General features: G+C 72.2%; 20 protein-coding genes and 1 riboswitch. Of the genes, 9 read left to right on the top strand and 11 right to left on the bottom strand.

Annotated features, from left to right (window positions below):
* The first annotated feature begins 73 nt into the window (after positions 1–73).
* From ftsR to AC3EQ1_RS20470, 4 genes are all read left to right on the top strand, one after another.
* Positions 74–763, top strand: a complete 690-nt coding sequence (ftsR, locus tag AC3EQ1_RS20485) for a transcriptional regulator FtsR (protein WP_432095787.1) — start codon at positions 74–76, stop codon at positions 761–763.
* A gap of 52 nt (positions 764–815) precedes the next feature.
* The gene (locus AC3EQ1_RS20480; RefSeq protein ID WP_030364453.1) at positions 816–1,289 is read left to right on the top strand and encodes a bifunctional nuclease family protein; all 474 of its coding nucleotides are present in this window, start codon (positions 816–818) and stop codon (positions 1,287–1,289) included.
* A gap of 167 nt (positions 1,290–1,456) precedes the next feature.
* Positions 1,457–2,065 carry a MerR family transcriptional regulator gene (locus AC3EQ1_RS20475; RefSeq protein ID WP_432095786.1) on the top strand — a complete coding sequence of 203 codons (609 nt, stop codon included), beginning with the start codon at positions 1,457–1,459 and terminating at the stop codon, positions 2,063–2,065.
* A 66-nt stretch (positions 2,066–2,131) separates the two neighbouring features.
* Positions 2,132–3,655: a DNA polymerase IV gene (locus AC3EQ1_RS20470; RefSeq protein WP_432095785.1), complete on the top strand. Its 1,524-nt coding sequence runs from the start codon at positions 2,132–2,134 to the stop codon at positions 3,653–3,655.
* Here AC3EQ1_RS20470 and AC3EQ1_RS20465 read toward each other — a convergent pair.
* Positions 3,571–3,948, bottom strand: a complete 378-nt coding sequence (locus tag AC3EQ1_RS20465) for a PRC-barrel domain-containing protein (protein ID WP_432095784.1) — start codon at positions 3,946–3,948, stop codon at positions 3,571–3,573. The genes AC3EQ1_RS20470 and AC3EQ1_RS20465 overlap by 85 nt on opposite strands.
* A gap of 114 nt (positions 3,949–4,062) precedes the next feature.
* Positions 4,063–4,158, top strand: a riboswitch (glycine riboswitch).
* A 188-nt stretch (positions 4,159–4,346) separates the two neighbouring features.
* Between AC3EQ1_RS20465 and gcvP the strand changes: the two genes are divergently transcribed.
* Positions 4,347–7,232 carry an aminomethyl-transferring glycine dehydrogenase gene (gene gcvP, locus AC3EQ1_RS20460; RefSeq protein WP_432095783.1) on the top strand — a complete coding sequence of 962 codons (2,886 nt, stop codon included), beginning with the start codon at positions 4,347–4,349 and terminating at the stop codon, positions 7,230–7,232.
* Positions 7,233–7,421: 189 nt separating this feature from the next.
* On the opposite strand, the gene AC3EQ1_RS20455 is transcribed toward gcvP, so the two are convergent.
* Together AC3EQ1_RS20455 and AC3EQ1_RS20450 are read right to left on the bottom strand one after the other, a co-directional pair.
* A complete protein-coding gene (locus AC3EQ1_RS20455) occupies positions 7,422–7,628 on the bottom strand; it encodes a DUF5999 family protein (RefSeq protein WP_432095782.1) in 207 nt (68 codons plus the stop codon).
* A 305-nt stretch (positions 7,629–7,933) separates the two neighbouring features.
* On the bottom strand, positions 7,934–8,527 hold the full coding sequence (locus tag AC3EQ1_RS20450) for a hypothetical protein (protein WP_432095781.1): 594 nt from the start codon (positions 8,525–8,527) through the stop codon (positions 7,934–7,936).
* A gap of 486 nt (positions 8,528–9,013) precedes the next feature.
* Between AC3EQ1_RS20450 and AC3EQ1_RS20445 the strand changes: the two genes are divergently transcribed.
* Both AC3EQ1_RS20445 and AC3EQ1_RS20440 read left to right on the top strand, forming a co-directional pair.
* Positions 9,014–10,516 (top strand): glutamate-cysteine ligase family protein, encoded by a 1,503-nt coding sequence (locus tag AC3EQ1_RS20445; RefSeq protein WP_432095780.1) that lies wholly within the window; start codon positions 9,014–9,016, stop codon positions 10,514–10,516.
* 368 nt (positions 10,517–10,884) lie between these two features.
* On the top strand, positions 10,885–11,628 hold the full coding sequence (locus AC3EQ1_RS20440; RefSeq protein ID WP_432095793.1) for a CPBP family intramembrane glutamic endopeptidase: 744 nt from the start codon (positions 10,885–10,887) through the stop codon (positions 11,626–11,628).
* Between the two features lie 75 nt (positions 11,629–11,703).
* On the opposite strand, the gene AC3EQ1_RS20435 is transcribed toward AC3EQ1_RS20440, so the two are convergent.
* Positions 11,704–12,525 (bottom strand): PhzF family phenazine biosynthesis protein, encoded by an 822-nt coding sequence (locus AC3EQ1_RS20435; protein ID WP_432095779.1) that lies wholly within the window; start codon positions 12,523–12,525, stop codon positions 11,704–11,706.
* Positions 12,522–13,793, bottom strand: coding sequence for an MFS transporter (locus tag AC3EQ1_RS20430; protein ID WP_432095778.1), 1,272 nt, complete (start codon positions 13,791–13,793; stop codon positions 12,522–12,524). The genes AC3EQ1_RS20435 and AC3EQ1_RS20430 overlap by 4 nt, the downstream gene beginning before the upstream one ends.
* Positions 13,794–13,849: 56 nt before the next feature.
* Between AC3EQ1_RS20430 and AC3EQ1_RS20425 the strand changes: the two genes are divergently transcribed.
* Entirely contained in the window at positions 13,850–14,473 is a 624-nt protein-coding gene (locus AC3EQ1_RS20425) for a CGNR zinc finger domain-containing protein (protein ID WP_432095777.1), read from the top strand.
* A 208-nt stretch (positions 14,474–14,681) separates the two neighbouring features.
* On the opposite strand, the gene AC3EQ1_RS20420 is transcribed toward AC3EQ1_RS20425, so the two are convergent.
* The 6 genes from AC3EQ1_RS20420 to AC3EQ1_RS20395 form a co-directional block, all read right to left on the bottom strand.
* Positions 14,682–15,311 carry a dihydrofolate reductase family protein gene (locus AC3EQ1_RS20420; protein WP_432095776.1) on the bottom strand — a complete coding sequence of 210 codons (630 nt, stop codon included), beginning with the start codon at positions 15,309–15,311 and terminating at the stop codon, positions 14,682–14,684.
* 342 nt (positions 15,312–15,653) lie between these two features.
* Positions 15,654–16,445 carry an ABC transporter permease gene (locus AC3EQ1_RS20415; RefSeq protein ID WP_432095775.1) on the bottom strand — a complete coding sequence of 264 codons (792 nt, stop codon included), beginning with the start codon at positions 16,443–16,445 and terminating at the stop codon, positions 15,654–15,656.
* Positions 16,442–17,443, bottom strand: a complete 1,002-nt coding sequence (locus AC3EQ1_RS20410) for an ATP-binding cassette domain-containing protein (protein ID WP_432095792.1) — start codon at positions 17,441–17,443, stop codon at positions 16,442–16,444. The genes AC3EQ1_RS20415 and AC3EQ1_RS20410 overlap by 4 nt, the downstream gene beginning before the upstream one ends.
* A gap of 120 nt (positions 17,444–17,563) precedes the next feature.
* Positions 17,564–18,412: a DUF4097 family beta strand repeat-containing protein gene (locus AC3EQ1_RS20405; RefSeq protein ID WP_432095774.1), complete on the bottom strand. Its 849-nt coding sequence runs from the start codon at positions 18,410–18,412 to the stop codon at positions 17,564–17,566.
* Positions 18,413–18,508: 96 nt separating this feature from the next.
* On the bottom strand, positions 18,509–19,027 hold the full coding sequence (locus tag AC3EQ1_RS20400; RefSeq protein WP_432095773.1) for a hypothetical protein: 519 nt from the start codon (positions 19,025–19,027) through the stop codon (positions 18,509–18,511).
* Between the two features lie 223 nt (positions 19,028–19,250).
* Positions 19,251–19,694, bottom strand: coding sequence for a VOC family protein (locus AC3EQ1_RS20395; protein WP_432095772.1), 444 nt, complete (start codon positions 19,692–19,694; stop codon positions 19,251–19,253).
* A 257-nt stretch (positions 19,695–19,951) separates the two neighbouring features.
* Between AC3EQ1_RS20395 and AC3EQ1_RS20390 the strand changes: the two genes are divergently transcribed.
* A complete protein-coding gene (locus AC3EQ1_RS20390; RefSeq protein ID WP_432095771.1) occupies positions 19,952–20,545 on the top strand; it encodes a PadR family transcriptional regulator in 594 nt (197 codons plus the stop codon).
* Positions 20,546–20,607 lie beyond the last annotated feature (62 nt).

Genomic DNA, 20,607 nt, shown 5'->3' with positions numbered 1-20,607 from the left:
TACGCTCCCCCCCCCTCCCCTCCCTCTCCATCCCCCCCCCCCCCCCCCCCCCCCCACCGCGGCAGGCAGGCTCATGAGCATCGGCGCGGTGCTGAACCGGCTGCGCGAGGAGTTCCCCGAGATCACCATCTCCAAGATCCGTTTCTTGGAGTCGGAGGGGCTCGTCGAGCCGCGCCGCACGCCCTCCGGGTACCGCAAATTCACCCCGGAGGACGTGGAGCGGCTCGGGTACGTCCTGCGCATGCAGCGGGATCTCTACCTGCCGCTGAAGGTCATCCGGGAGCAGCTCGACGCGCTGGCCAGGGGCGAGCGCGTCGAGCTCCCGGCCCCCTCCCGGCCCCGTGAGCTGCTCGACGGGGCGCTGGAGGACTCCGAGGCGGAGACGGTCGCCACCGCGGCCCGGATCGGCCGTGCGGAGCTCCTGGCGGCCGCCGAGGTGGACGAGGGGCGGCTCGCCGAGTGGGAGTCCTACGGCCTGATCGGGCCCGCCGAGGACGGCGCGTACGACATCGAGGCGGTCCAGGTCGCCAAGCTCGTCGCCGACCTGGGCCGCTTCGGGCTGGAACCGCGGCATCTGCGGGTCATGAAGGCCGCCGCCGACCGGGAGGCGGACCTGGTCGAACAGGTGGTGGCACCGCTGCGGCGGCACCGCAATCCGCAGACGAGGAACCACGCCGAGCAGACCGCGCGGGAGCTGGCGACCCTGTCGGTGCGGCTCCACGCGGCGCTCGTCCAGGCCGCGCTGCGGACCCGTCTGCACTGATGAAGCCCTGCCCGACTACCCAAACCGGCCGGGCAGGTCCTAGGGTTACTGTGTGAACGAGCTCGACGTCGTGGGTGTCCGGGTGGAAATGCCCTCCAACCAACCGATCGTGCTCCTGCGTGAAGTGGGAGGCGATCGGTACCTCCCCATCTGGATCGGCCCCGGGGAGGCCACCGCCATTGCCTTTGCCCAGCAGGGCATGGCCCCGGCCAGGCCGCTGACGCACGACCTGTTCAAGGACGTGCTCGAGGCGGTCGGCCAGCAGCTGACCGAGGTCCGGATCACGGACCTGCGGGAAGGTGTCTTCTACGCCGAACTGGTCTTCGCCAGCGGTGTCGAGGTGAGTGCCAGGCCCTCCGACGCCATAGCGCTGGCGCTGCGCACCGGAACGCCGATCTACGGCAGCGACGGTGTGCTGGACGACGCGGGGATCGCGATCCCGGACGAGCAGGAGGACGAGGTGGAGAAGTTCCGCGAATTCCTCGATCAGATCTCGCCCGAGGACTTCGGATCCAGCAGCCAGTAGCAGCCGCACGCCGGCGCTTCCGGGCCATCCGGTCAGCCTTTCCCCGAAGAGGGCACGGAAAACCACTCTCAGGGTGATTATCACTCGGCGTGCCGAGTGTGGCGATCGTTGACGCACCCGGGGTCACTGCCTACCGTCGAGAAGGCAGGTCAAGGACGGAGGTCGGCGTGAGAAGCACCGGCGACGGTACAGCGGCGGGCGGCCCTTTTCCGCTCCACGGAAGTGCGGTCGACCCCGCCACCGGGCACACCGCCGCGGCAGCCGCCGTGTCGAGTGAGCCGTCCGACGAGGTCGGTTATCGCGGCCCGACCGCCTGCGCGGCGGCCGGTATCACCTACCGCCAGCTGGACTACTGGGCGCGCACCGGGCTGGTCGAGCCGAGCGTGCGGCCCGCGTACGGCTCCGGCACCCAGCGGCTGTACAGCTTCCGGGACGTCGTCGTCCTGAAGATTGTGAAGCGCTTCCTGGACACCGGCGTCTCGCTGCAGAACATCCGCGCCGCCGTCCAGCACCTGCGGGCCCGCGAGCGGTCCGATCTCGCGCAGATGACGCTGATGAGCGATGGCGCGACGGTCTACGAATGCTCGTCCCCGGACGAGGTCGTGGACCTGCTCCAGGGCGGCCAGGGCATCTTCGGCATCGCCGTGGGGGTGGTGTGGCGGGACGTGGAGAGCGCCCTGTCCCAGCTCCACGGAGAGCGGATCGACACCGGCGAGACCCTGATCGGGCACAACCCCGCAGACGAGCTGGCCCGCCGCCGGAACCGCGCCGGCTGATCCCGCGGACGCGCCGCGCCGCCCGCCCGTGGGCCGTTGTCAGTGCCGTACGGCAGCATCAGGGGTGTGAGAGGCGCACCGACCATCCTCCATCTCGACATGGATGCCTTCTACGCCGCGGTGGAACAGGCGGCGAAGCCGAGCCTGCGCGGGAAGCCGGTGGTCGTCGGCGGGCTCGGGCCGCGGGGTGTGGTCGCCACCGCGTCGTACGAGGCGCGGGTCTTCGGGGTGCACTCGGCCATGGCGACGGCCCAGGCCCGGCGGCTCTGCCCGAACGCGGCCTATCTGACACCGCGCTTCTCGCTGTACCGCCAGGTCAGCGATGCCGTCATGGAGCTGCTGCACGGCCTCTCGCCCCTGGTGGAGCCCTTGAGCCTGGACGAGGCCTTCGTGGACCTGGAGGCGGAGGGGGCGGCGGACTCCGAGGCCTCGGCGCGGGCCGTGGGCGAGCGGCTGCGGGCCGACATCAGGGCCGCCACCGGGCTCAGTGGCTCGGTGGGTCTGGCGGGATCCAAGATGCTGGCCAAGATCGCCTCCGAGCAGGCCAAGCCGGACGGGCTGACGCTGATACCCCCCGGCACCGAACGCGAGCTGCTGGCACCGCTGACGGTGCGCACCCTGCCCGGCGTCGGCCCGGCCACCGCCGAGCACCTGCGCCGGGCCGGCATCCACACGGTCGGGGAGATCGTGGAAGCCGGTGAGGAGGAGATGGTGCGGCTGCTGGGGCGGGCGCACGGCAGCTCGCTCCACACGATGGCGAGCGGGCGGGACGACCGCCCCGTGATCGCGGAGCGGGACGCCAAGTCGGTGTCCGTCGAGGACACCTTCGACGTCGATCTCCACGACCGGGCGCAGGTCAGGGCCGAGGTGGTGCGCCTGGCGGAGCGCTGTGTGCAGCGCCTGCGCGCGGCCGGGCGGTCCGGCCGCACGGTCGTGCTCAAGGTGCGGCGGTACGACTTCTCCACGCTGACCCGGTCCGAGACCCAGCGCGGCCCCACCGACGACCCCACGGTCATCCGGGAGGCCGCCGCGCGGCTCCTGGAGCTCGTGGACACCACCGGGGGCGTGCGGCTGCTGGGCGTCGGGGTCACGGGGCTGGCCGACTTCACGCAGGAGGACCTGTTCGCCCAGGCCGCCACGGCAGAGGCCGCCGCGGCGCTGGAGGCGGCCGCGGCCGCCGCGGACGGGGAGCGGGCCGAGGAGCCGCCGACGGGGCCCGCTCCGGTGGCGCCCGAAGCGGGGGAGATCGCGGTGGAGCCGGCGCGCCGCTGGGTGCCGGGGCACGATGTGCGCCATGCGGAGCTGGGGCCAGGCTGGGTGCAGGGCAGCGGAGTGGGCCGGGTCACCGTGCGGTTCGAGCAGCCCTGGTCGGCGCCGGGCCGGGTGCGGACCTTCCCCGTCGACGACCCGGACCTGGAGCCGTCCGAGCCCCTGCCGCTGACACCCGGCGGCCCGGGGGAGGCCGCTGCCCCGGAGGGCCGGCCGGAGGCGACCGGTGCGGGCGGTCAGTCGTCGTTGCCCGCCAGCCGCCCGAAGTCCTGGTCGTCGGGGTCAGGCCCGTCCTCCGGGGACGTGGCGTCGAGCCCGTAGTGGTGGTAGAGCTGCAGCTCCTGCTCCGGCGAGAGATGGCGGCCCACGCCGAAGTCGGGTGCGCGCTTGATCAGCGCGCGGTGGTAGGGGACGCGCAGGGTGTCGTCGACGATCTCGCTGGGCTCCAGCGGGACGAAGGCGTCGCGCCCGAACAGGCCGGTGCGCACCGCGGCCCATTCCGGGAGGCCGGTCGCGTCGTCCAGATACACCTCGTCCACGGTGCCGATTTTCGCTCCGTCGAGGTCGAATGCCTTGCGGCCGATCAGGCTCCGCGGATCGATATCGGTCTGCACGGTCCCTCCCGCTGTTCGCAGATCCTCTACGAGAACTACGAAAGGGCACATTCCGCCCCTCGGCCACTCGAGCGACCGGCCCGGAGAGCCACTGGTACGCTGGCAAATGGCTGCAGACCCCGTGCGGGAGAGTCCTCCAGCAGCAATAGGAGGCGCCGAAGGAGCAAATCCTCCCCGGAATCTCTCAGGCACACGTACCGCACGGACGAGGTCACTCTGGAAAGCAGGGCGGGCATCGGCCGTGTATTGCGCCGGAACCCCTCCTCACCGACGGTGAAAACCGGACCGCCCCGGCGGACCGGTGAAGCTCTCAGGTCGAGATGACAGAGGGGGAGGCCGTCCGGGCACCCGTGCCGTGGTGCCCCTCGCAGGTCGCGTCGACCAGGAGGCCTCCGCAGATGACCGCCGATCGCATCCCACTCTCCCAGCTGGAACGTGGCACTCCCTTCGAGCAGCGCCACATCGGACCCGACAGCGGGGCGCAGGCGAAGATGCTCGCCCAGGTGGGCTACGGCTCCCTGGACGAGCTCACCGCCGCCGCCGTCCCCGACGTGATCAAGAACGCCGGGGAGCTGGCCCTGCCGGACGCCCGCACCGAGGCGGAGGTCCTCGCCGAGCTGCGCGGCCTCGCCGAGCGCAACGAGGTGCTGGCGCCGATGATCGGTCTCGGCTACCACGGCACCTTCACCCCGCCGGTGATCCTCCGCAACGTGATGGAGAACCCCGCCTGGTACACGGCGTACACGCCCTACCAGCCGGAGATCTCGCAGGGCCGCCTCGAGGCGCTGCTGAACTTCCAGACCGTCGTCGCGGACCTGACCGGGCTCCCCACCTCGGGCGCCTCGCTGCTCGACGAGGGCACGGCCGCCGCCGAGGCCATGGCGCTGTCCCGCCGGGTCGGCAAGGTGAAGAACGGCGTCTTCCTGATCGACGCCGACTGTCTGCCGCAGACCATCGCCGTCATCGAGACCCGCGCCGAGCCGACCGGTGTCGAGGTCGTCGTCGCCGACCTCTCCGAGGGCATCCCGGCGGACGTCGCCGAGCGCGGTGTCTTCGGTGTGCTGCTGCAGTACCCGGGTGCCTCCGGGCAGGTGCGCGACCTGCGCCCGGTCATCGAGCGGGCCCATGAGCTGGGCGCGATCGTCACGGTCGCCGCCGACCTCCTCGCCCTCACCCTGCTCACCTCGCCCGGCGAGCTGGGCGCGGACATCGCGGTGGGCAACAGCCAGCGGTTCGGCGTCCCCATGGGCTTCGGCGGCCCGCACGCCGGCTTCATGGCGGTGCGCGACACGTTCGCCCGCAGCCTCCCCGGCCGACTGGTCGGTGTCTCCGTGGACGCCGACGGCACCAAGGCGTACCGGCTGGCGCTGCAGACCCGTGAGCAGCACATCCGCCGGGAGAAGGCGACGAGCAACATCTGCACCGCGCAGGTCCTGCTCGCCGTCATGGCGGGGCTGTACGCCGTCTATCACGGTCCGGACGGGCTCGCGGGCATCGCCCGCCGCACCCACCGCTACGCCACGCTGCTCGCGGCGGGCCTGCGGGCCGGGGGCGTGGAGATCGTGCACGGCGCGTACTTCGACACCGTGACCGCCCGGGTGCCGGGCCGCGCCGCCGAGGTCGTGGCCGCCGCCCGCAAGGCCGGGGTCAACCTGCGGCAGGTCGACGCCGACCTCGTCGGCATCGCCTGCGACGAGACCACCCTCCGTGACCAGGTGGCGGCCGTCTGGGGCGCCTTCGGCGTCGAGGCGGACGTCGAGGCCCTGGACGCCACGGCGGAGGACACGCTCCCCGAGGCCCTGCTCCGCCGGGGCGAGTACCTCACCCACCCGGTGTTCCACCAGCACCGCTCCGAGACCGCGATGCTGCGCTACCTGCGCCGCCTCTCCGACCGGGACTACGCGCTGGACCGCGGGATGATCCCGCTCGGCTCCTGCACCATGAAGCTCAACGCGACCACGGAGATGGAGCCGGTCACCTGGCCGCAGTTCGGGGCGCTGCACCCGTTCGCGCCCCTCGAGCAGGCCGGGGGCTATCTGACCCTCATCCGTGAGCTCGAGGAGCGGCTCGCCGAGGTCACCGGCTACGACAAGGTCTCCCTTCAGCCCAACGCGGGCTCCCAGGGCGAGCTGGCCGGTCTGCTGGCCGTCCGGGCGTACCACCGGGCCAACGGCGACGATCAGCGCACCGTCTGCCTGATCCCCTCCTCGGCGCACGGCACCAATGCCGCCAGCGCCGTGATGGCCGGGATGAAGGTCGTGGTCGTCAAGACCCGCGAGGACGGCGACGTCGACGTCGAGGACCTGCACGCCAAGATCGAGAAGCACGGCGACGAGCTCGCGGTGCTGATGGTGACCTACCCGTCGACGCACGGCGTGTTCGAGGAGCACATCACCGACATCTGCGCGGCCGTGCACGACGCGGGCGGCCAGGTCTACGTGGACGGCGCCAACCTCAACGCGCTGGTGGGCCTCGCCAAGCCGGGCCGGTTCGGCTCTGACGTCTCGCACCTGAACCTGCACAAGACGTTCTGCATCCCGCACGGCGGCGGCGGTCCGGGCGTCGGCCCGGTCGGCGTGCGCGCGCATCTGGCGCCGTACCTGCCGAACCACCCGCTCCAGCCGGCCGCCGGGCCGGAGACCGGGGTCGGCCCGATCTCCGCCGCGCCGTGGGGCTCCGCCGGAATCCTGCCGATCTCCTGGGCGTACGTCCGGCTGATGGGCGCCGAGGGGCTGCGGCGGGCCACCCAGGTGGCCGTACTCGGTGCCAACTACATCGCCAAGCGGCTGGAGCCGCACTACCCGGTGCTCTACACCGGTCCGCACGGCCTGGTCGCCCACGAGTGCATCGTGGACCTGCGCCCGCTGACCAAGGCGACCGGGGTCACCGTCGACGATGTCGCCAAGCGGCTCATCGACTACGGCTTCCACGCCCCGACCATGTCGTTCCCGGTGGCCGGCACGCTGATGATCGAGCCCACGGAGAGCGAGGACCTCGTCGAGCTGGACCGCTTCTGCGAGGCGATGATCGCGATTCGAGCGGAGATCGAGCGGGTGGGCTCCGGCGAGTGGCCGGCGGACGACAACCCGCTGCGCAACGCGCCGCACCCGGCGTCCACGCTGGGCGGCGAGTGGGAGCGCCCGTACAGCCGGGAGACGGCGGTCTTCCCGGAGGGTGTCTCCGCGGCGGACAAGTACTGGCCGCCGGTGCGGCGGATCGACGGCGCCTTCGGCGACCGGAACCTGGTCTGCTCGTGCCCGCCGCTGGACGAGTACGACCAGTGAGGCGCTGACCCCCCCCGGGGACGGCGGCCCTGAGCAGGGGCCGTGCCTCGACGGGACTGTGCTTCGGGGCCGGTTCGGCGGTGAGCGCCGGGCCGGCCCCTTGGTGTCGCTGGAGCGGTGCCGCCGGAGCGGTGCCGCCGGAGTGGTGCGGGTGGAGCGGTGCCGGTGGTGTGCCGGGACCGGTGGGGGTCAGGCGGCCGTCGCGACTCGCCCCGTGCCGAGAGGCCGGCGGGGGCCGATGATCCGGCCGTCCGGCAGCAGCTCGCCCGTGTCCTCGAAGAGCAGGACGCCATTGCACAGCAGGCTCCAGCCCTGCTCCGGGTGGTACGCCACGGGATGGGCGGCCTCCCGGTCGGCGGAGTCGGCGGTCGGGCAGGGAGGCTGGTGCTGGCACATGGTCGGGATCTTTCGCTGAGATGGGGCGGGTGTCCTGCGGCTCGGAGCAGAGTTCATGGTGCCGTCCCCCGTATCGGATCGGTCGGTCCCAGTGTTGCCCCACGCGTGGAATTCCGCAGGGATTTCCCGGGAGCTGTCGTCACTGCTTGATGACGCGTCACTCGTGCGGACGGTTCACCGCAACGGGACCGTCACTTCGGGTGGTTGAGGAATGGCCGGAGTGGGCCATGGCCCGGCCCCGGGCAGGGGAGCGCCCCGCGGCCCCCGGGCCGCGGGGCGCACACATGCCGTGCGTCCCGGAGAGGTCAGGCCGGCGTACCCATGCCCATCAACGGGGTCGGAGCGACCCGGAGGGTGAGCACCGGCAGCAGATCGGCGACCCGGTGTGCGCGATGTGCCGCGATGCCCGGAGGGGCCGGCGCGAGCGGCACCAGAAGATCACTCGGCGCGGGACGGCCCTTGGCGGCGTCCGCGCCGGCGTCCCCGTGCAGCCACAGCGTGAGCATGTAGAGCTCCGGCACGGAGAGCAGGCGCGGCTGGTACGGCGCGGTCAGCGCCTCCGCCTGCCGCAGTGCCAGTTCCGTGGAGGCCACGTACGGGCCCTCGAAGAAGTGGGAGAACGCCCAGCCGTCCGGGGTGAGCATGGTCTCGGCCGCCGCCACGGCGCGGTCGCCGCTGCGGATCAGGAAGCGCCACCCGGCGAGCCGGGTGCGCGGAGTGCCGCCCCGTGAGGTGACGCGGTCCAGGACGTGGACGGGCAGCGGAAGATCGGGGGTCAGCGGGCCGGTGACGGTCCGCAGGGCCGGGGTGCGCGGGTCGCGGACCGCGGTGGGGGAACCGAGGGCCGTGAGCGCGCTGCGCAGGGCGGGCTGGGGTGCCGGGGGGACATGCAGCGGCATGGTGGGTCGCCTCTCACTTCGGAGACACGTGGAGCGGGGCTGTGCGGACGGCGGTGTCAGCAGCGGGGTCAGAGGGGGCCGGGAATCCGTTTGTCCGGCGGCGCACACTCTCTGCCTCGTTCGCGAAGTTTATACGACAGGTGTTCACGCAGTGTTTCGCCTAGCCGACCCGGGCATTGCGGGCAAGTCCGTATTCGGTCTTTACTGCGAGTGGGTTGTTCCCATTCTGTCCGCATGGCCCGGCCCGCGGCCTTGCGTTATGTCCCGGGAACGGTAGGCCGATTTCCGTCGGCGTTTCCCACGTGCGCAATGCATCCGGACCGGGACACCACGTTATGCCCATGGAATGTGCCGCATGGTGTGTACGGAGGAGCTTACTGGGCATGCGGTGTCCGCCGGGCGTTATCGATCACATTGCCTGGGCATCATCGACCGTGACACCGGCGGCCGGCGCCGTCGGCGACCCACTCGAGGAGGGACCCTTCGATGGGGGAGAAGGTCGAGGCAGGCGGGTTCGACCTGTCCGATCGGCAGCACTACCGCCGCAAGCTGCAGCGGTGCCTCCAAGCGCTGGACAGGCTGCTGGAGGAGAGGCGGTTCGACCGCCCGAAGAATTTGATGGGCCTGGAGATCGAGCTGAATCTCGCCGGGGCCGACGGGATGCCGCGCATGATGAATGCGGAAGTCCTGGAACGGATCTCCAGCGGGGATTTCCAGACCGAGCTGGGTCAGTTCAACCTGGAAGTGAACATCGTGCCGCACCGGCTGTCCGGGCGGGTTCTGGACCAGCTCGCGGAAGAGCTGCGGACCGGGCTCGGGTATGCCGACCGCAAGGCCCGGGAAGTCTCCGCGGAGATCGTGATGATCGGCATCCTGCCCACCCTGGGGCCGGACGATCTGGTGTCCGGGAACCTCTCCGAGGTCGACCGTTACATGTTGCTCAACGATCAGATTCTCGCCGCCCGCGGCGAGGAGATCGACCTCGACATCGAAGGGGTGGAGCGGCTGCGGTACAGCAGCCGGTCCATCGCCCCCGAGGCGGCCTGCACCTCGGTGCAGCTTCATCTCCAGGTGACCCCCAACCGGTTCGCCGCCGTCTGGAACGCCGCGCAGGCGGTGGCCGCGGTGCAGATCGCCATGGGCGCCAACTCCCCGTTCCTCTTCGGCCATGAGCTCTGGCGGGAGTCCCGGCCGCCGCTCTTCCAGCAGGCCACGGACACCCGCCCGCCGGAGCTCCGGGCGCAGGGGGTCCGCCCCCGCACCTGGTTCGGCGAGCGCTGGATCGACTCCGTGCAGGATCTCTTCGAGGAGAACGTGCGCTACTTCCCCTCGCTCCTGCCGATCTGCGGCGAGGACGACCCGCTGCGGGTGCTCGACGAGGGCGGCATTCCCAAGCTGCAGGAGCTCGTGCTGCACAACGGGACCGTCTACCGCTGGAACCGGCCCGTCTACGAGGTCGCCGACGGGGCCCCGCACCTCCGGGTGGAGAACCGGGTGCTGCCGGCCGGCCCGACCGTCACCGATGTCATCGCCAACACCGCCTTCTACTACGGCCTCGTCCGCGCCCTCGCCGAGGAGCCGCGCCCCGTCTGGTCCCGGCTGTCGTTCGAGGAGGCCTCGGCCAACTTCGACGCGGCTTGCCGCCACGGCATCGAGGCCCGGCTGCGCTGGCCCCGGCCCGGCCGGTCGGGCACGGTCGCCGAGCAGCCGGCCGTACGGCTCGTCCGGGAGGAACTGCTGCCGATGGCCGCGGCCGGGCTGGACTCCTGGGGCGTCGAACCGGCGGACCGGGACTTCTACCTGGGCGTCATCGAGGAGCGCTGCCGACGGGGGGTGAACGGCGCCTCGTGGCAGGCGGAGACCTTCCACCGTGCTCTGGAGGGTGGCCTCGACCGGGAGGCGGCGCTGGCCGCGACCACGCGCCGGTACGGCGCGTTGATGCGCGGCGGCGACCCGGTCCACACCTGGCCCCTGGGCTTCCCGGGCTGAATCGTTCCGCCACGGTCCGCCGGCCGTGCCCGGAACCCCATTCGTACCGCCGCACCGCCCCCACCGTCGCGACCCGTCTCTCCCCGGAGAGGCGGGTCGCGGCGTTCGGCGGTGCCCTCGTGGTGGCGGTGCGGGCGCGGCGGCGTGCCCGGAACCGCCCCCGTGCCCGGCGCGGGGGAGCCGTCGGGCAAGCTAAGACGTCCCAGGGTGGTGGAGGCGGGTCCGTGGCCCGTTGCCGGGCGGACCGCCCGCGCCGCGGGAACGGTCCGGGGACGGGCCTGGGACGGGACGTCGAACGGGAGGCATGTGTGCAGTCGGAGCCGGGCCGGGTGGCCGAATCGCCGTCCGGGGAGCGCCTGTCGCCGCGGATGCTGCGCAGCGAGACGCTGCTGGTGCTCGCGCTGTCGGTGGGCGCCAGCGCCCTGTCGTCGCTCATCAGCTTCCTCGGCTCGGTCACCAAGGAGGGCGGGCTGAAGGACCAGGCCGCCAACCTCAATGCCTCCGCCGCCCCGGGACGTCCCTGGCTCGACCTCGCCTGGCAGCTGTTCGACATCGCGACCGCGCTGGTGCCCGTCGCCCTGGTGGCCCATCTGCTGCTGCGGGAGGGCGCCGGAGGGCTGCGGGCCATCGGACTCGACCGGCGCCGGCCCGGCTTCGACCTCGGGGCGGGCGCCGGGGTCGCGGCGGCGATCGGCGGCACCGGGCTGCTGTTCTACCTCGGGGTGCGCGCCGCCGGTTTCAACCTCACCGTCGTACCGGAATCGCTGCCCGACGTCTGGTGGAAGCTGCCGGTCCTGATCGCCTCCGCGGTGCAGAACGCGCTGCTGGAAGAGGTGGTCGTGGTCGGCTATCTGCTGCGCAGGCTGGGGCAGCTGGGATGGACCCCGATGGCCGCCCTGGTGGCGAGCTCCGCGCTGCGCGGCAGCTATCACCTGTACCAGGGCATCGGCGGACTGGTCGGCAACATGGTGATGGGCGCGGTCTTCGTGCTGCTGTACCGCCGGTGGGGACGGGTGGGGCCGCTGGTGGCCGCCCATGCGCTCATCGACATCGTGGCGTTCGTCGGATACGCGCTGCTGGCGGGCGAGGTGAGCTGGTTGCCCACCGGATGACCCCGGTCGGTGCCCTGCCGCCGCCCCGGCCGGATGCCCGGCCGGACCGGCGACGGAAGAGCCGCCGTGGCGCGGTCAGCCGGTGGCGAGGAGTTCGCCGTCGATCACCGTGACGGCGTTGCCGGTCAGCAGCGTACGGTCGGCGCGGAGTTCGGTGCGGACGATGCCGGTGCGGGCCGAGGCCTGCAGGCCGGTGATGTCGGTACGGCCGATCCGGGGCGCCCAGAACGGTGCGAGGGCGGTGTGGGCGCTGCCGGTCACCGGGTCCTCGTCGATCCCCGAGCCGGGGGCGAAGAAGCGGGAGACCACGTCGTGGCCGCGGGACGGGTCGTCCGCGCGGGCCGTGACGATGATCCCGCGGTGGTTCAGCCGGGCGACGGCCGCGAGGTCCGGGGCGAGGGAGCGGACGGCCCCCTCGTCGGCCAGTTCGACCAGGAGATCGCCGACCACCGGCCCGGTGTCGTGGGCGGACACGACGTCCGCGCCGAGCGCCGCGGTGACGGTGTCCGGCACCTCGACCGCGGTCAGTGGTGCGGTGGGGAAGTCCAGGGTGATCGAGCCGTCGTCGTCGGCGGTCGCGGTGAGGAGACCGCCCCGGGTGGTGAACCGGATGGTGCCCGTCGCGGCCCCGGTGGTCCGCAGGACGTGCGCGGTGGCCAGGGTGGCGTGACCGCACAGGTCGACCTCGGTGGTGGGGGTGCACCAGCGCAGTGCCCAGTCGGCGTCGCCGCCCTCCGGCAGCGGATGAGCGAAGGCCGTTTCCGAAAGGTTGACCTCGGCCGCGACGCGCATCAGCCAGGCGTCGTCGGGGAACGCGTCGCCGTCCAGGAGGAGGACGGCGGCCGGGTTGCCGGTGAAGGGGCGGTCGGTGAAGGCGTCGACGATCCGAATTCTCATGATCGTGAGCGTAGGGCGGGGCGGTCACCGGGCGACACGGCCAATCCCGTGTCCCTGGACCGGTGCGATCCCGCCGAGTGTCGCCGCCGGGCGGTGGTGATCCAGGCGAAGGCCAGGGCCGCTGCCAGGTGGCAGCCGGCGGCGGCGACCAGGGTGCCGGGGAGCGACCGCTCGGCGAGCGGCCCGGCGACACCCGCGCCGAGGGCGAATCCGGTGATCTTGAGGCTGGCCCCCGTGGTGAAGATCCGGCCGCGCAGCGGTTCCGGGGCTTCCCGGTGGCGGATGGCGAAGAGGGCGGTCAGCTGCGGACCTTCGGCGAGGCCCGCGACTGCCATCGCCGTGATGAGGAGAGCGGGCACACCGGTTGCCGCGAGGAGACAGCCGACGGCGAGGGGGAGCGCGCTCCAGCAGAGAACGGCGTCCGGCGACAGCATCGAGGGGCTGCGGGCCAACAGCGCGTTGGCCGTGAGCGCCGCCGCGGCGACGACGGAGAGCAGGGCCGTACCGAGGCCGGCGCTGCCCAGCGACCGGGTGCCCAGCAGCGGCGCGCAGGTGATCAGCATGCCGCTGCCGGCGCAGCAGATCACCGAGGTCACCGTGGCGCGGGCCAGGGACCGGGTCCGGACCAGGGCCCGGAAGCCGGCGCCCACGTCGCCCAGGAGCTGCCGCGGCGCCGGGCGGTACGGATTCCGGGGCGCCGTGGGCTCGCCTCCCGTCGGCAGCATCCAGGCACAGGGGAACGCAGCACAGATCAGTACCGCGGCCACCAGGACACCGGACGAGGCACCGGCCACGCCGGCCAGCGCTCCGGCGCCGGCCGGGCCGATCAGGCTCGCGGCGTCGTAGGTCATCGCGTCGAGCGCGGTCCCGCGCGGCAGTCGGGCCGCCGGGAGGACGCGGGGCAGCTGGGCGGTCCAGCCGCCCGAGAGGGCCGGCCCCAGCAGCCCGGCGAGCACCGCCATCAGCGCCAGTGCGAAGAGGGGGAGGCGGCCGAGGCCCGTCAGGATCGCGGCCAGGGCGCCTGCATGGAGGACGAGTGCCCAGGCCAGCAGGTGCCCCGGTCTCCCGGCCCGGTCGAGCAGGGCGCCGAGGACGGGGCCGCCGACCGCCGCCGAGGCGGTCAGCCCGGCGAGCAGGCCTGCCGCCGAGGAGGCCGACCCGGTTGCCGCGAGCCCGGCGAGCAACAGGGCCGGTCCGGACATGTCGTCGCCGAGGCGGGCCAGGGTGGCGCCGACGAGGAAGGAGCGGAACGGGTGACGCGTCTTCATGGCGGGCACCGTACGGAGGTAACGCAGAACATGACCATATGCGTTACAATCGCTCGATGCTCTCCCGCAACGACGACTGGTCCGCCCGGCATTCGGTACGGATGAACGCCCGGCGCACCGCGGCGCTGGTCAATGCCCTGACCACCGAGGAGCCGACGGCCGGTGGGACGGCAGAGGACGTGGCCGCCGAGGTGGCCGGGGTGCTCCGGGAGTACGGGGAGACCGGATCCCTGGAACTGTCGGCGGGCGATGTCGCGGAGCTGCGCACCGCGGCCGTCATGCTGCGGGACGTCTTCGTGGCGGACGGGATCGATGGCGCCGCCGCTGTGCTGAACCGGCTGCTGGCGCACAGTCGAGGCCCGTTGCGCCTCACCGCGCACGGCGGTGCGGGCCCCTGGCACCCGCACCTGGACAGCGATGACGACGCGCCCTGGGGCGAGTGGTTCCTCGCCTCGTCCTGCCTGGCTCTGACGGTGCTCGTCTGGGACCGGCAGCGTGCGCCCGGTGGTGTCTGTGCCTCGGCCGGCTGTCACCGCGTCTTCGTCACGGAGGGGAGCGGCCCGGCGCGCCGCTACTGTTCGCGGCGGTGTGCCACCCGCGAGCGGGTGGCTGCGCACCGGCGCGGACGACAGGGTTCACAGGCTTCACAGGCTTCAGGGGCTTCAGGGGAGAGGCCGTAGTCCGGGCGCTCGCTTCCCCTCCCGGGCGCGCCACCGGCGGAGCGCCTGGAAGGCCGAGGTCGGCGTCACGGAAGCGGTCGTGTCCCGGACGCCCGCACGGGGTGGGGGCGGGGGCCTCGGTGGGGACGGCTCCGGGCCGGGCGAGTACGCCGGGGGCTTCGGTCCGGTCGGTGCCCGGTCCCGTTCGACGGCCCTGCTGCCCCGGATCTCAGCCCTGCTCGTCCAGCGCGAAGGTCCCGTACTCGGGCTTTCCCGCTCGCTCGTAGGCGCAGTACTGCACGCCCACGCTGCTGGTGCGGGACTCCCTGAGCGTCCAGGCGGACGGGGCGGCGCCCTCGGCGAAGAGCCGTTTGCCGGTGCCGAGGATCACGGGGTTGACGAGCAGCCGGTACTCGTCGACGAGGTCGTGCTGCTGCAGGGTGCGGATGAGGTCGCTGCTGCCCTGCGTCATGATCACGCCGTCCAGCCGCTGCTTGAGCTGTGCGACGGACTCCGCGGCATCGCCTTGCAGCAGGTGGGAGTTGTGCCACTCCAGGCTGGTCCGGGTCCGTGAGGCCACGTACTTGGGCATGCTGTTGAGCTTCACGCCGATCGAGTTGTCCTCGTCGGTGACGCGGGGCCAGTAGGCGGCGAAGATGTCGTAGGTCTTCCGGCCGAGCAGGAGATGGTCGGCAGTGTCCTCGAAAACCCCCGTCATGAGGTCCATGAAGTCATCGTCGACATAGGGGACCTGCCAGCCGCCGTGCTCGAACCCGCCGTCGACGTCCTCCTCCGGGCCGCCGGGGGCCTGCATGACGCCGTCCAGGGTGAGGAACGCGGTGACGATCAGTCTGCTCATGGTGCTGCCTTTCGGGTGCGGATTCTGCCTGTCCCCGTATTGACTCCCGGGCCGGCGGGAAATCCTCGCCCGCCGCGCGGACCCCGCCGGCCCTGAACCCGTTTCCCTGTTCCCTGCCGGTGTCCCGCGCCGCACTGCCCTGACCGGCATCCGGGGCGGAAGCTCCGCTCCGGCCCCGGAATCGCCGGTGAGGGCTGCGGGAGTTCCGGCCGGCCAAGTCGGCGGTCCGGCGCGGCGGGCGGCCGTGGACGCCGACGGGGCGGCGTACTCCGACGCGGTGCCGGAGTACGCCGCCCTGCGGCGGGAGGAGTTGCGGGAGACGGCCCCCGGCCCTCGTGCCTGCTACTTCGGGTCGCGGTTGAAGGCCGTGGTCGACCAGAGGTATCCGAGTGCGGTCAGGCCGAGGCACCAGGCGACGGCGAGCCATCCGTTGGCGCCGATCTCGGTGCCGAGCAGCAGGCCGCGCAGGGTTTCGATGGCGGGGGTGAACGGCTGGTACTCGGCGATCGGCCGGAACCAGCCGGGCATCGCGTCGACGGGGACGAAGGCGCTGGAGACGAAGGGGAGGACGATCAGCGGCATGGCGTTGTTGCTCGCGGCTTCGGCGTTCGGGCTGGCCATGCCCATCCCGACCGCGATCCAGGTGAGCGCCAGGGCGACCAGGACGAGCAGTCCGAAGGCGGCCAGCCACTCCAGGGCTGTGGCGTCGTGGGAGCGGAAGCCGATGGCCACGGCGACGGCGCCGACGAGGGCCACGCTGGCCACCGACTGCAGCACGCTGCCCACGACGTGTCCGACGAGCACCGAGCCGCGGTGGATCGCCATGGTGCGGAAGCGGGCGATGATGCCCTCGGACATGTCGGTGGAGACCGACACCGCGGCGCCGACCACGGTGCCGCCGATGGTCATCAGCAGGATGCCCGGCACGAGATAGGCGATGTAGTCGGAGCGGTCGGCGCCCCCGCCGCCGATGCCTGCGCTCATCGCGTCGCCGAAGATGTAGACGAAGAGCAGCAGCAGGATGATCGGGGTGAGCAGCAGGTTCAGGGTCAGGGACGGGTAGCGGCGCGCGTGCAGCAGGTTGCGGCGCAGCATCGTGGACGAATCCCGCACGGCGAGGGAGAGGGCGCTCATCGGACAGCCTCCTCGGGCTGGTGGGACACGGTGGTGTCGCCGGTCAGGGCGAAGAACACGTCGTCGAGGTCGGGGGTGTGCACGGTCAGCTCGTCCGCCTCGATACCGGCCGAGTCCAGCCGGTCCAGGATCGAACGCAGCTCCCGCTGACTGCCGTCGCTGGGGATCCGCAGCGACAGTGCCTCGTCCTCCCCGGAGGCCTCGCGCAGCGCGGAGGCGGCGGACCGGTAGTCGGCCGGGTCGGTGAAGCGGAGCCGGATGTGGCCGCCGGGGACGAGCCGCTTGAGCTCGTCCGCGGTGCCCTGGGCGGCGATCCTTCCGTCGTTCAGGACCGCGATGCGGTCGGCGAGTTCGTCGGCCTCCTCCAGGTACTGGGTGGTGAGGAAGACGGTGACGCCACCGGAGACCAGCTCGCGGATGATCTGCCACATGTTGTGGCGGGAGCGCGGATCGAGACCGGTGGTCGGCTCGTCCAGGAAGATGATGCGCGGGTCACCGACCAGGGTCATGGCGATGTCCAGACGCCGCTTCATTCCGCCGGAGTAGGTGGAGGCGGGCTTCTTCGCGGCCTCCGTCAGATCGAAGCGCTCCAGTAACTCCGCGGCCATACGCCGGCCCTCACGCTTGGACAGGTGGTGCAGATCCGCCATGAGGAGCATGTTCTCCTCCCCGGTGATCAGCCCGTCGACAGCGGAGAACTGGCCGGTCACACCGATCGCGGCGCGTACCCCGTCCGGCGACGTGGCGACATCGTGGCCCGCGACCCGGGCCTGCCCGCCGTCGGCGGCGATCAGCGTGGACAGGATCTGCACGGTGGTGGTCTTGCCGGCACCGTTCGGCCCGAGCAGCGCGAAGACCGAGCCGGCCGGGATGGTCAGATCGATGGCGTCGAGGACGGTCTTGTCGCCGTAGGACTTGCGCAGGCCGACGGTGGAGACGGCGGCCTGCGACGCGTGACCGTCGGACCGGCCGGACGTGGGCGGACCGGCTGTGGGCATTCCGGACGTGGGCATTCCGGACGTGGGTATTCCGGACGTGGGCATGACAGGTGAAGCCATGGAGTCCTCCGTTTCGAAGGCTGAAGTGGGTGGGGCGGAGCCGGTCGAGGAGCTGTGCGCTCAGGCCTTGGCGCGGAGGATGTCGATGTTGCCGTACCGGGTGCGGGCGCGGACCTTGACGGTGTCCTCGGCCTGCTCCGGGGCCTCGGACGTGGTGAGCGTGTTGCGCACCTGGCCGGAGCCCGAGGTGACGTCGAGCCAGGCGGCCGTGCCCTCGCGGACGCCGACCTCGATGGCGCCGTAGGAGGTCTCCAGCTGGACGGTGCCGCGGGCCACTTCGCCGACGCGCAGGGCGCCGTGGGCGGTGGTGGCGGTGACCGAGTCCTCGGCGCGCCGGATGTCGATGTCGCCGTTGGCGCCGCTCACCCGCAGCTCGCCCGTGGCGGCGCCGACGGTCGTGGTGCCGTGCGAGTTCTTCAGGACGGCGGGGCCGTCGACGAGGCCGACGCGCAGGCTGCCGGAGCTGGTGGTGATCTCGGCCGCGCCCTCGACCCGGTCCACGGTGATCGAGCCGTGGGAGGCGGTCAGCCGCAGCGGACCGGTCGTGTCGAGGCGGACGTCGCCGGACGAGGTCTTCACGCGGACCTCTCCGAGCCGGCCCTCGCCGAGCACCTGGGTCCAGGCGCCGGTCGTGTCGATGCGCGAGCCGGTGGGCAGTTCGACCGTCACGTCGACGGTGCCGGTGCGGCCGAGGCCGAACGGATGGGGCTTGGGCGTCCTGACGGTCAGTACGCCGTTCGCGTACGTCACCTCGGTCTGGCCGGCCGTCCGCACGTCCAGGTCCTTCTTCGGCTCGCGGGGCCGCACCTCGACGACGGTGTCGGGGCGGTCGCCCGCGGTGAACTGAATGGAACCGGCGTCCACGTGGGCAGTTACCGAGATGGCTGCGGGAGTGTCGAAAGAAGGCATGGCTGTCCCGTCCTCGTGAGTCTGTGGGGTGTCCCTGCTGGTGGGACATGGTGTGGGTGAAGTGGTGTCGGTGACGCGGTGCGGGCGGGGGTGCGGCTAGCGCACCCAGCCCGTGAAGCTCTGTCCGAGGGTCCGGCTCTTCTCCGTCGTACGCGCCCGGGTGCCGCCGTCGACCGCGGCCGACACGGCGCGCACCAGCCACGCGTTGACCGACAGGCCCTCGCGGTTCGCGGCCTCCTCGGCGCGCGCCTTGAGGTGGGCCGGCAGGCGCAGATTGACGCGGGCGGTGCCGCCCTCGTCGCCGTCGGCCGGGGCCGGCGTCCTGAGTGCTTCGACGGGCGCGGCGGGCTCCGCGGGGGCGCCGCCGTCGGCGGGCGGCGGTGTCACCACGAAGTCGGGGTCGAGGCCGCGCAGTCGTACGTCGACCGAGCCGGGGGCGAGTTCGCGGGTGATCTCGTCCATCGCCGCGGAAAGCACGTTGAGCATGGTCAGCCGGGTCGCCGACTCCAGGGGAGCGGTGAGCCGCTCGGCCAGCTCGCGGGCTTCCTCGCCGCCGGCCTCGGCGGCCACCGCGAGTTCACGGCGGAGGGTGTCGACATACGGGGTGAGGTCCATGACGCCACTATGGCATCACTGTGGCGCCATGTGCAAGCCCGGGTGGCGGCCACGTGGGGGCGGGTTCAGGGTGGGCGCCCTGAGCTGCGGAAACGCGGAAAGGGCGCTCCAAGTCGTGGTGATGTCGTGCGCGCTCAGGCGCACGTTGGGGTGCGGGATGGTGTCGGGTGGCGCCGTGTGGTGTCAGGTGGTGCTACCCGGTGCCACCCGGTGCCATCGCGTCTCATCTGTGCCACTCGACGCCTCCGGCGGGGGCCGGTGCTCGTCCGGGTTCGCCGGCGTCGCCGAGGTCCAGCGGCGCGGGGCGGAGTGCTGTCCTGCCCCGTCGCACAGGGTCTGGCTTGCGGGCGATGCGGTGACTGACTGCGGCGAGGCGCTCTTCACCCACGAGTCCGGTGCCGACCCGCACATCAAGATGCACCCGGTTCTTGGCGGCCTTCCCCTCGGGGGCGCGCTGGAAGTACAGCCGCGGGCCCACACCTGAGGGATCAATGCAGGCGAACCAGGAGTCCCGCTGCTCAGGTGGCTGCGAGTCCTTGAAGTCGTCCCACGTGGCGAACCCCTCCGGCGGCGGTACGACGTACCCCAACACCTCGCACCAGAAGCGGGCGAGGCGCTCGGGTTCCGCGCAGTCGAAGGTGACTTGGAACTTCTTGATCGCTGACATCGGTCCACCGTGTTGGCGCGTGCCGTTCACCGAAATCCCGGGGTTCCGCGGCGTGCGGGCCGAGGTCTCACGCCGGCATGAGCGGCATCAGCGGGCCGGATCGTCCGAGGCGGCGAGCGAATCGGACCGGATCACCCGAGGCGGGGGCCGATTCGCGTGCGACAGGGCGGGTGCATCAGTCGGGGGGCTTGTCGAAAGAACAGTCCCGATATATCGTTGAAGCATCGCGACAGATCAACGATGGAAGGAGTGACATCATGCGTTCCCATGGACACGGACACTGCGGACCCGGCCATCGAGGCCGTCGGGGTCAGGGGGACTACGAGGCGCGGCGCGAGGCCTTCGGGCCGTTCGGCCCGCCCTTCGGGGGGCCGCCCTTCGGCGGGCGCGGGCGCGGCGGACCGCGCGGCAGGGCCCGGCGCGGCGATGTGCGCGCGTCGATCCTGACGCTGCTCAAGGACCGGCCGATGCACGGCTACGAGATGATCCAGGAGATCGCCGAGCGGAGCGGCGGCGCGTGGAAGCCGAGCCCCGGCTCGGTCTACCCCACGCTGCAGCTCCTCGAGGACGAGGGCCTGATCAGCAGCGCCACCGACGGCGGCAAGAAGCTGTTCGAGCTCACGGAGACCGGCCGCGCCGAGGCCGACTCCGCGCCGGAGGCCCCCTGGGAGGAGGCCGGGCGCGGCGTCGACCGGGAGTCGATGAACGAGATCCGGAAGGCGGGGGGCGGGCTCGTCGAGGCCTTCCGGCAGGTCTGGGCCACCGGTACGCCCGAACAGCGGGAGAAGGCCATCGCCGTGGTCAACAAGGCACGCAAGGAGCTGTATCTGATCCTCGCCGAAGAGGACTGACCGGCATCCGTGCCGTTGGTGGTCGGCGTTCCCGGGACGGCGGCCGGAGAGCCGGCGTCGCT

It is taken from the genome of Streptomyces sp. bgisy100 (assembly GCF_057709105.1).
This window is presented reverse-complemented; position numbering and strand designations above follow the sequence as displayed.

Bases quoted from the DNA above. Each gene is read 5' to 3' on its own strand.
- AC3EQ1_RS20435 (WP_432095779.1), bottom strand. From the start codon at position 12,525: ATGAGAATTCGGATCGTCGACGCCTTCACCGACCGCCCCTTCACCGGC.
- AC3EQ1_RS20420 (WP_432095776.1), bottom strand. From the start codon at position 15,311: ATGAGCAGACTGATCGTCACCGCGTTCCTCACCCTGGACGGCGTCATG.
- AC3EQ1_RS20430 (WP_432095778.1), bottom strand. From the start codon at position 13,793: ATGAAGACGCGTCACCCGTTCCGCTCCTTCCTCGTCGGCGCCACCCTG.
- AC3EQ1_RS20450 (WP_432095781.1), bottom strand. From the start codon at position 8,527: ATGCCGCTGCATGTCCCCCCGGCACCCCAGCCCGCCCTGCGCAGCGCG.
- AC3EQ1_RS20415 (WP_432095775.1), bottom strand. From the start codon at position 16,445: ATGAGCGCCCTCTCCCTCGCCGTGCGGGATTCGTCCACGATGCTGCGC.
- AC3EQ1_RS20390 (WP_432095771.1), top strand. From the start codon at position 19,952: ATGCGTTCCCATGGACACGGACACTGCGGACCCGGCCATCGAGGCCGT.
- AC3EQ1_RS20440 (WP_432095793.1), top strand. From the start codon at position 10,885: ATGCTGCGCAGCGAGACGCTGCTGGTGCTCGCGCTGTCGGTGGGCGCC.
- AC3EQ1_RS20410 (WP_432095792.1), bottom strand. From the start codon at position 17,443: ATGCCCACAGCCGGTCCGCCCACGTCCGGCCGGTCCGACGGTCACGCG.
- AC3EQ1_RS20405 (WP_432095774.1), bottom strand. From the start codon at position 18,412: ATGCCTTCTTTCGACACTCCCGCAGCCATCTCGGTAACTGCCCACGTG.
- AC3EQ1_RS20455 (WP_432095782.1), bottom strand. From the start codon at position 7,628: ATGTGCCAGCACCAGCCTCCCTGCCCGACCGCCGACTCCGCCGACCGG.
- AC3EQ1_RS20395 (WP_432095772.1), bottom strand. From the start codon at position 19,694: ATGTCAGCGATCAAGAAGTTCCAAGTCACCTTCGACTGCGCGGAACCC.
- AC3EQ1_RS20425 (WP_432095777.1), top strand. From the start codon at position 13,850: ATGCTCTCCCGCAACGACGACTGGTCCGCCCGGCATTCGGTACGGATG.
- gcvP (WP_432095783.1), top strand. From the start codon at position 4,347: ATGACCGCCGATCGCATCCCACTCTCCCAGCTGGAACGTGGCACTCCC.
- AC3EQ1_RS20445 (WP_432095780.1), top strand. From the start codon at position 9,014: ATGGGGGAGAAGGTCGAGGCAGGCGGGTTCGACCTGTCCGATCGGCAG.
- ftsR (WP_432095787.1), top strand. From the start codon at position 74: ATGAGCATCGGCGCGGTGCTGAACCGGCTGCGCGAGGAGTTCCCCGAG.
- AC3EQ1_RS20400 (WP_432095773.1), bottom strand. From the start codon at position 19,027: ATGGACCTCACCCCGTATGTCGACACCCTCCGCCGTGAACTCGCGGTG.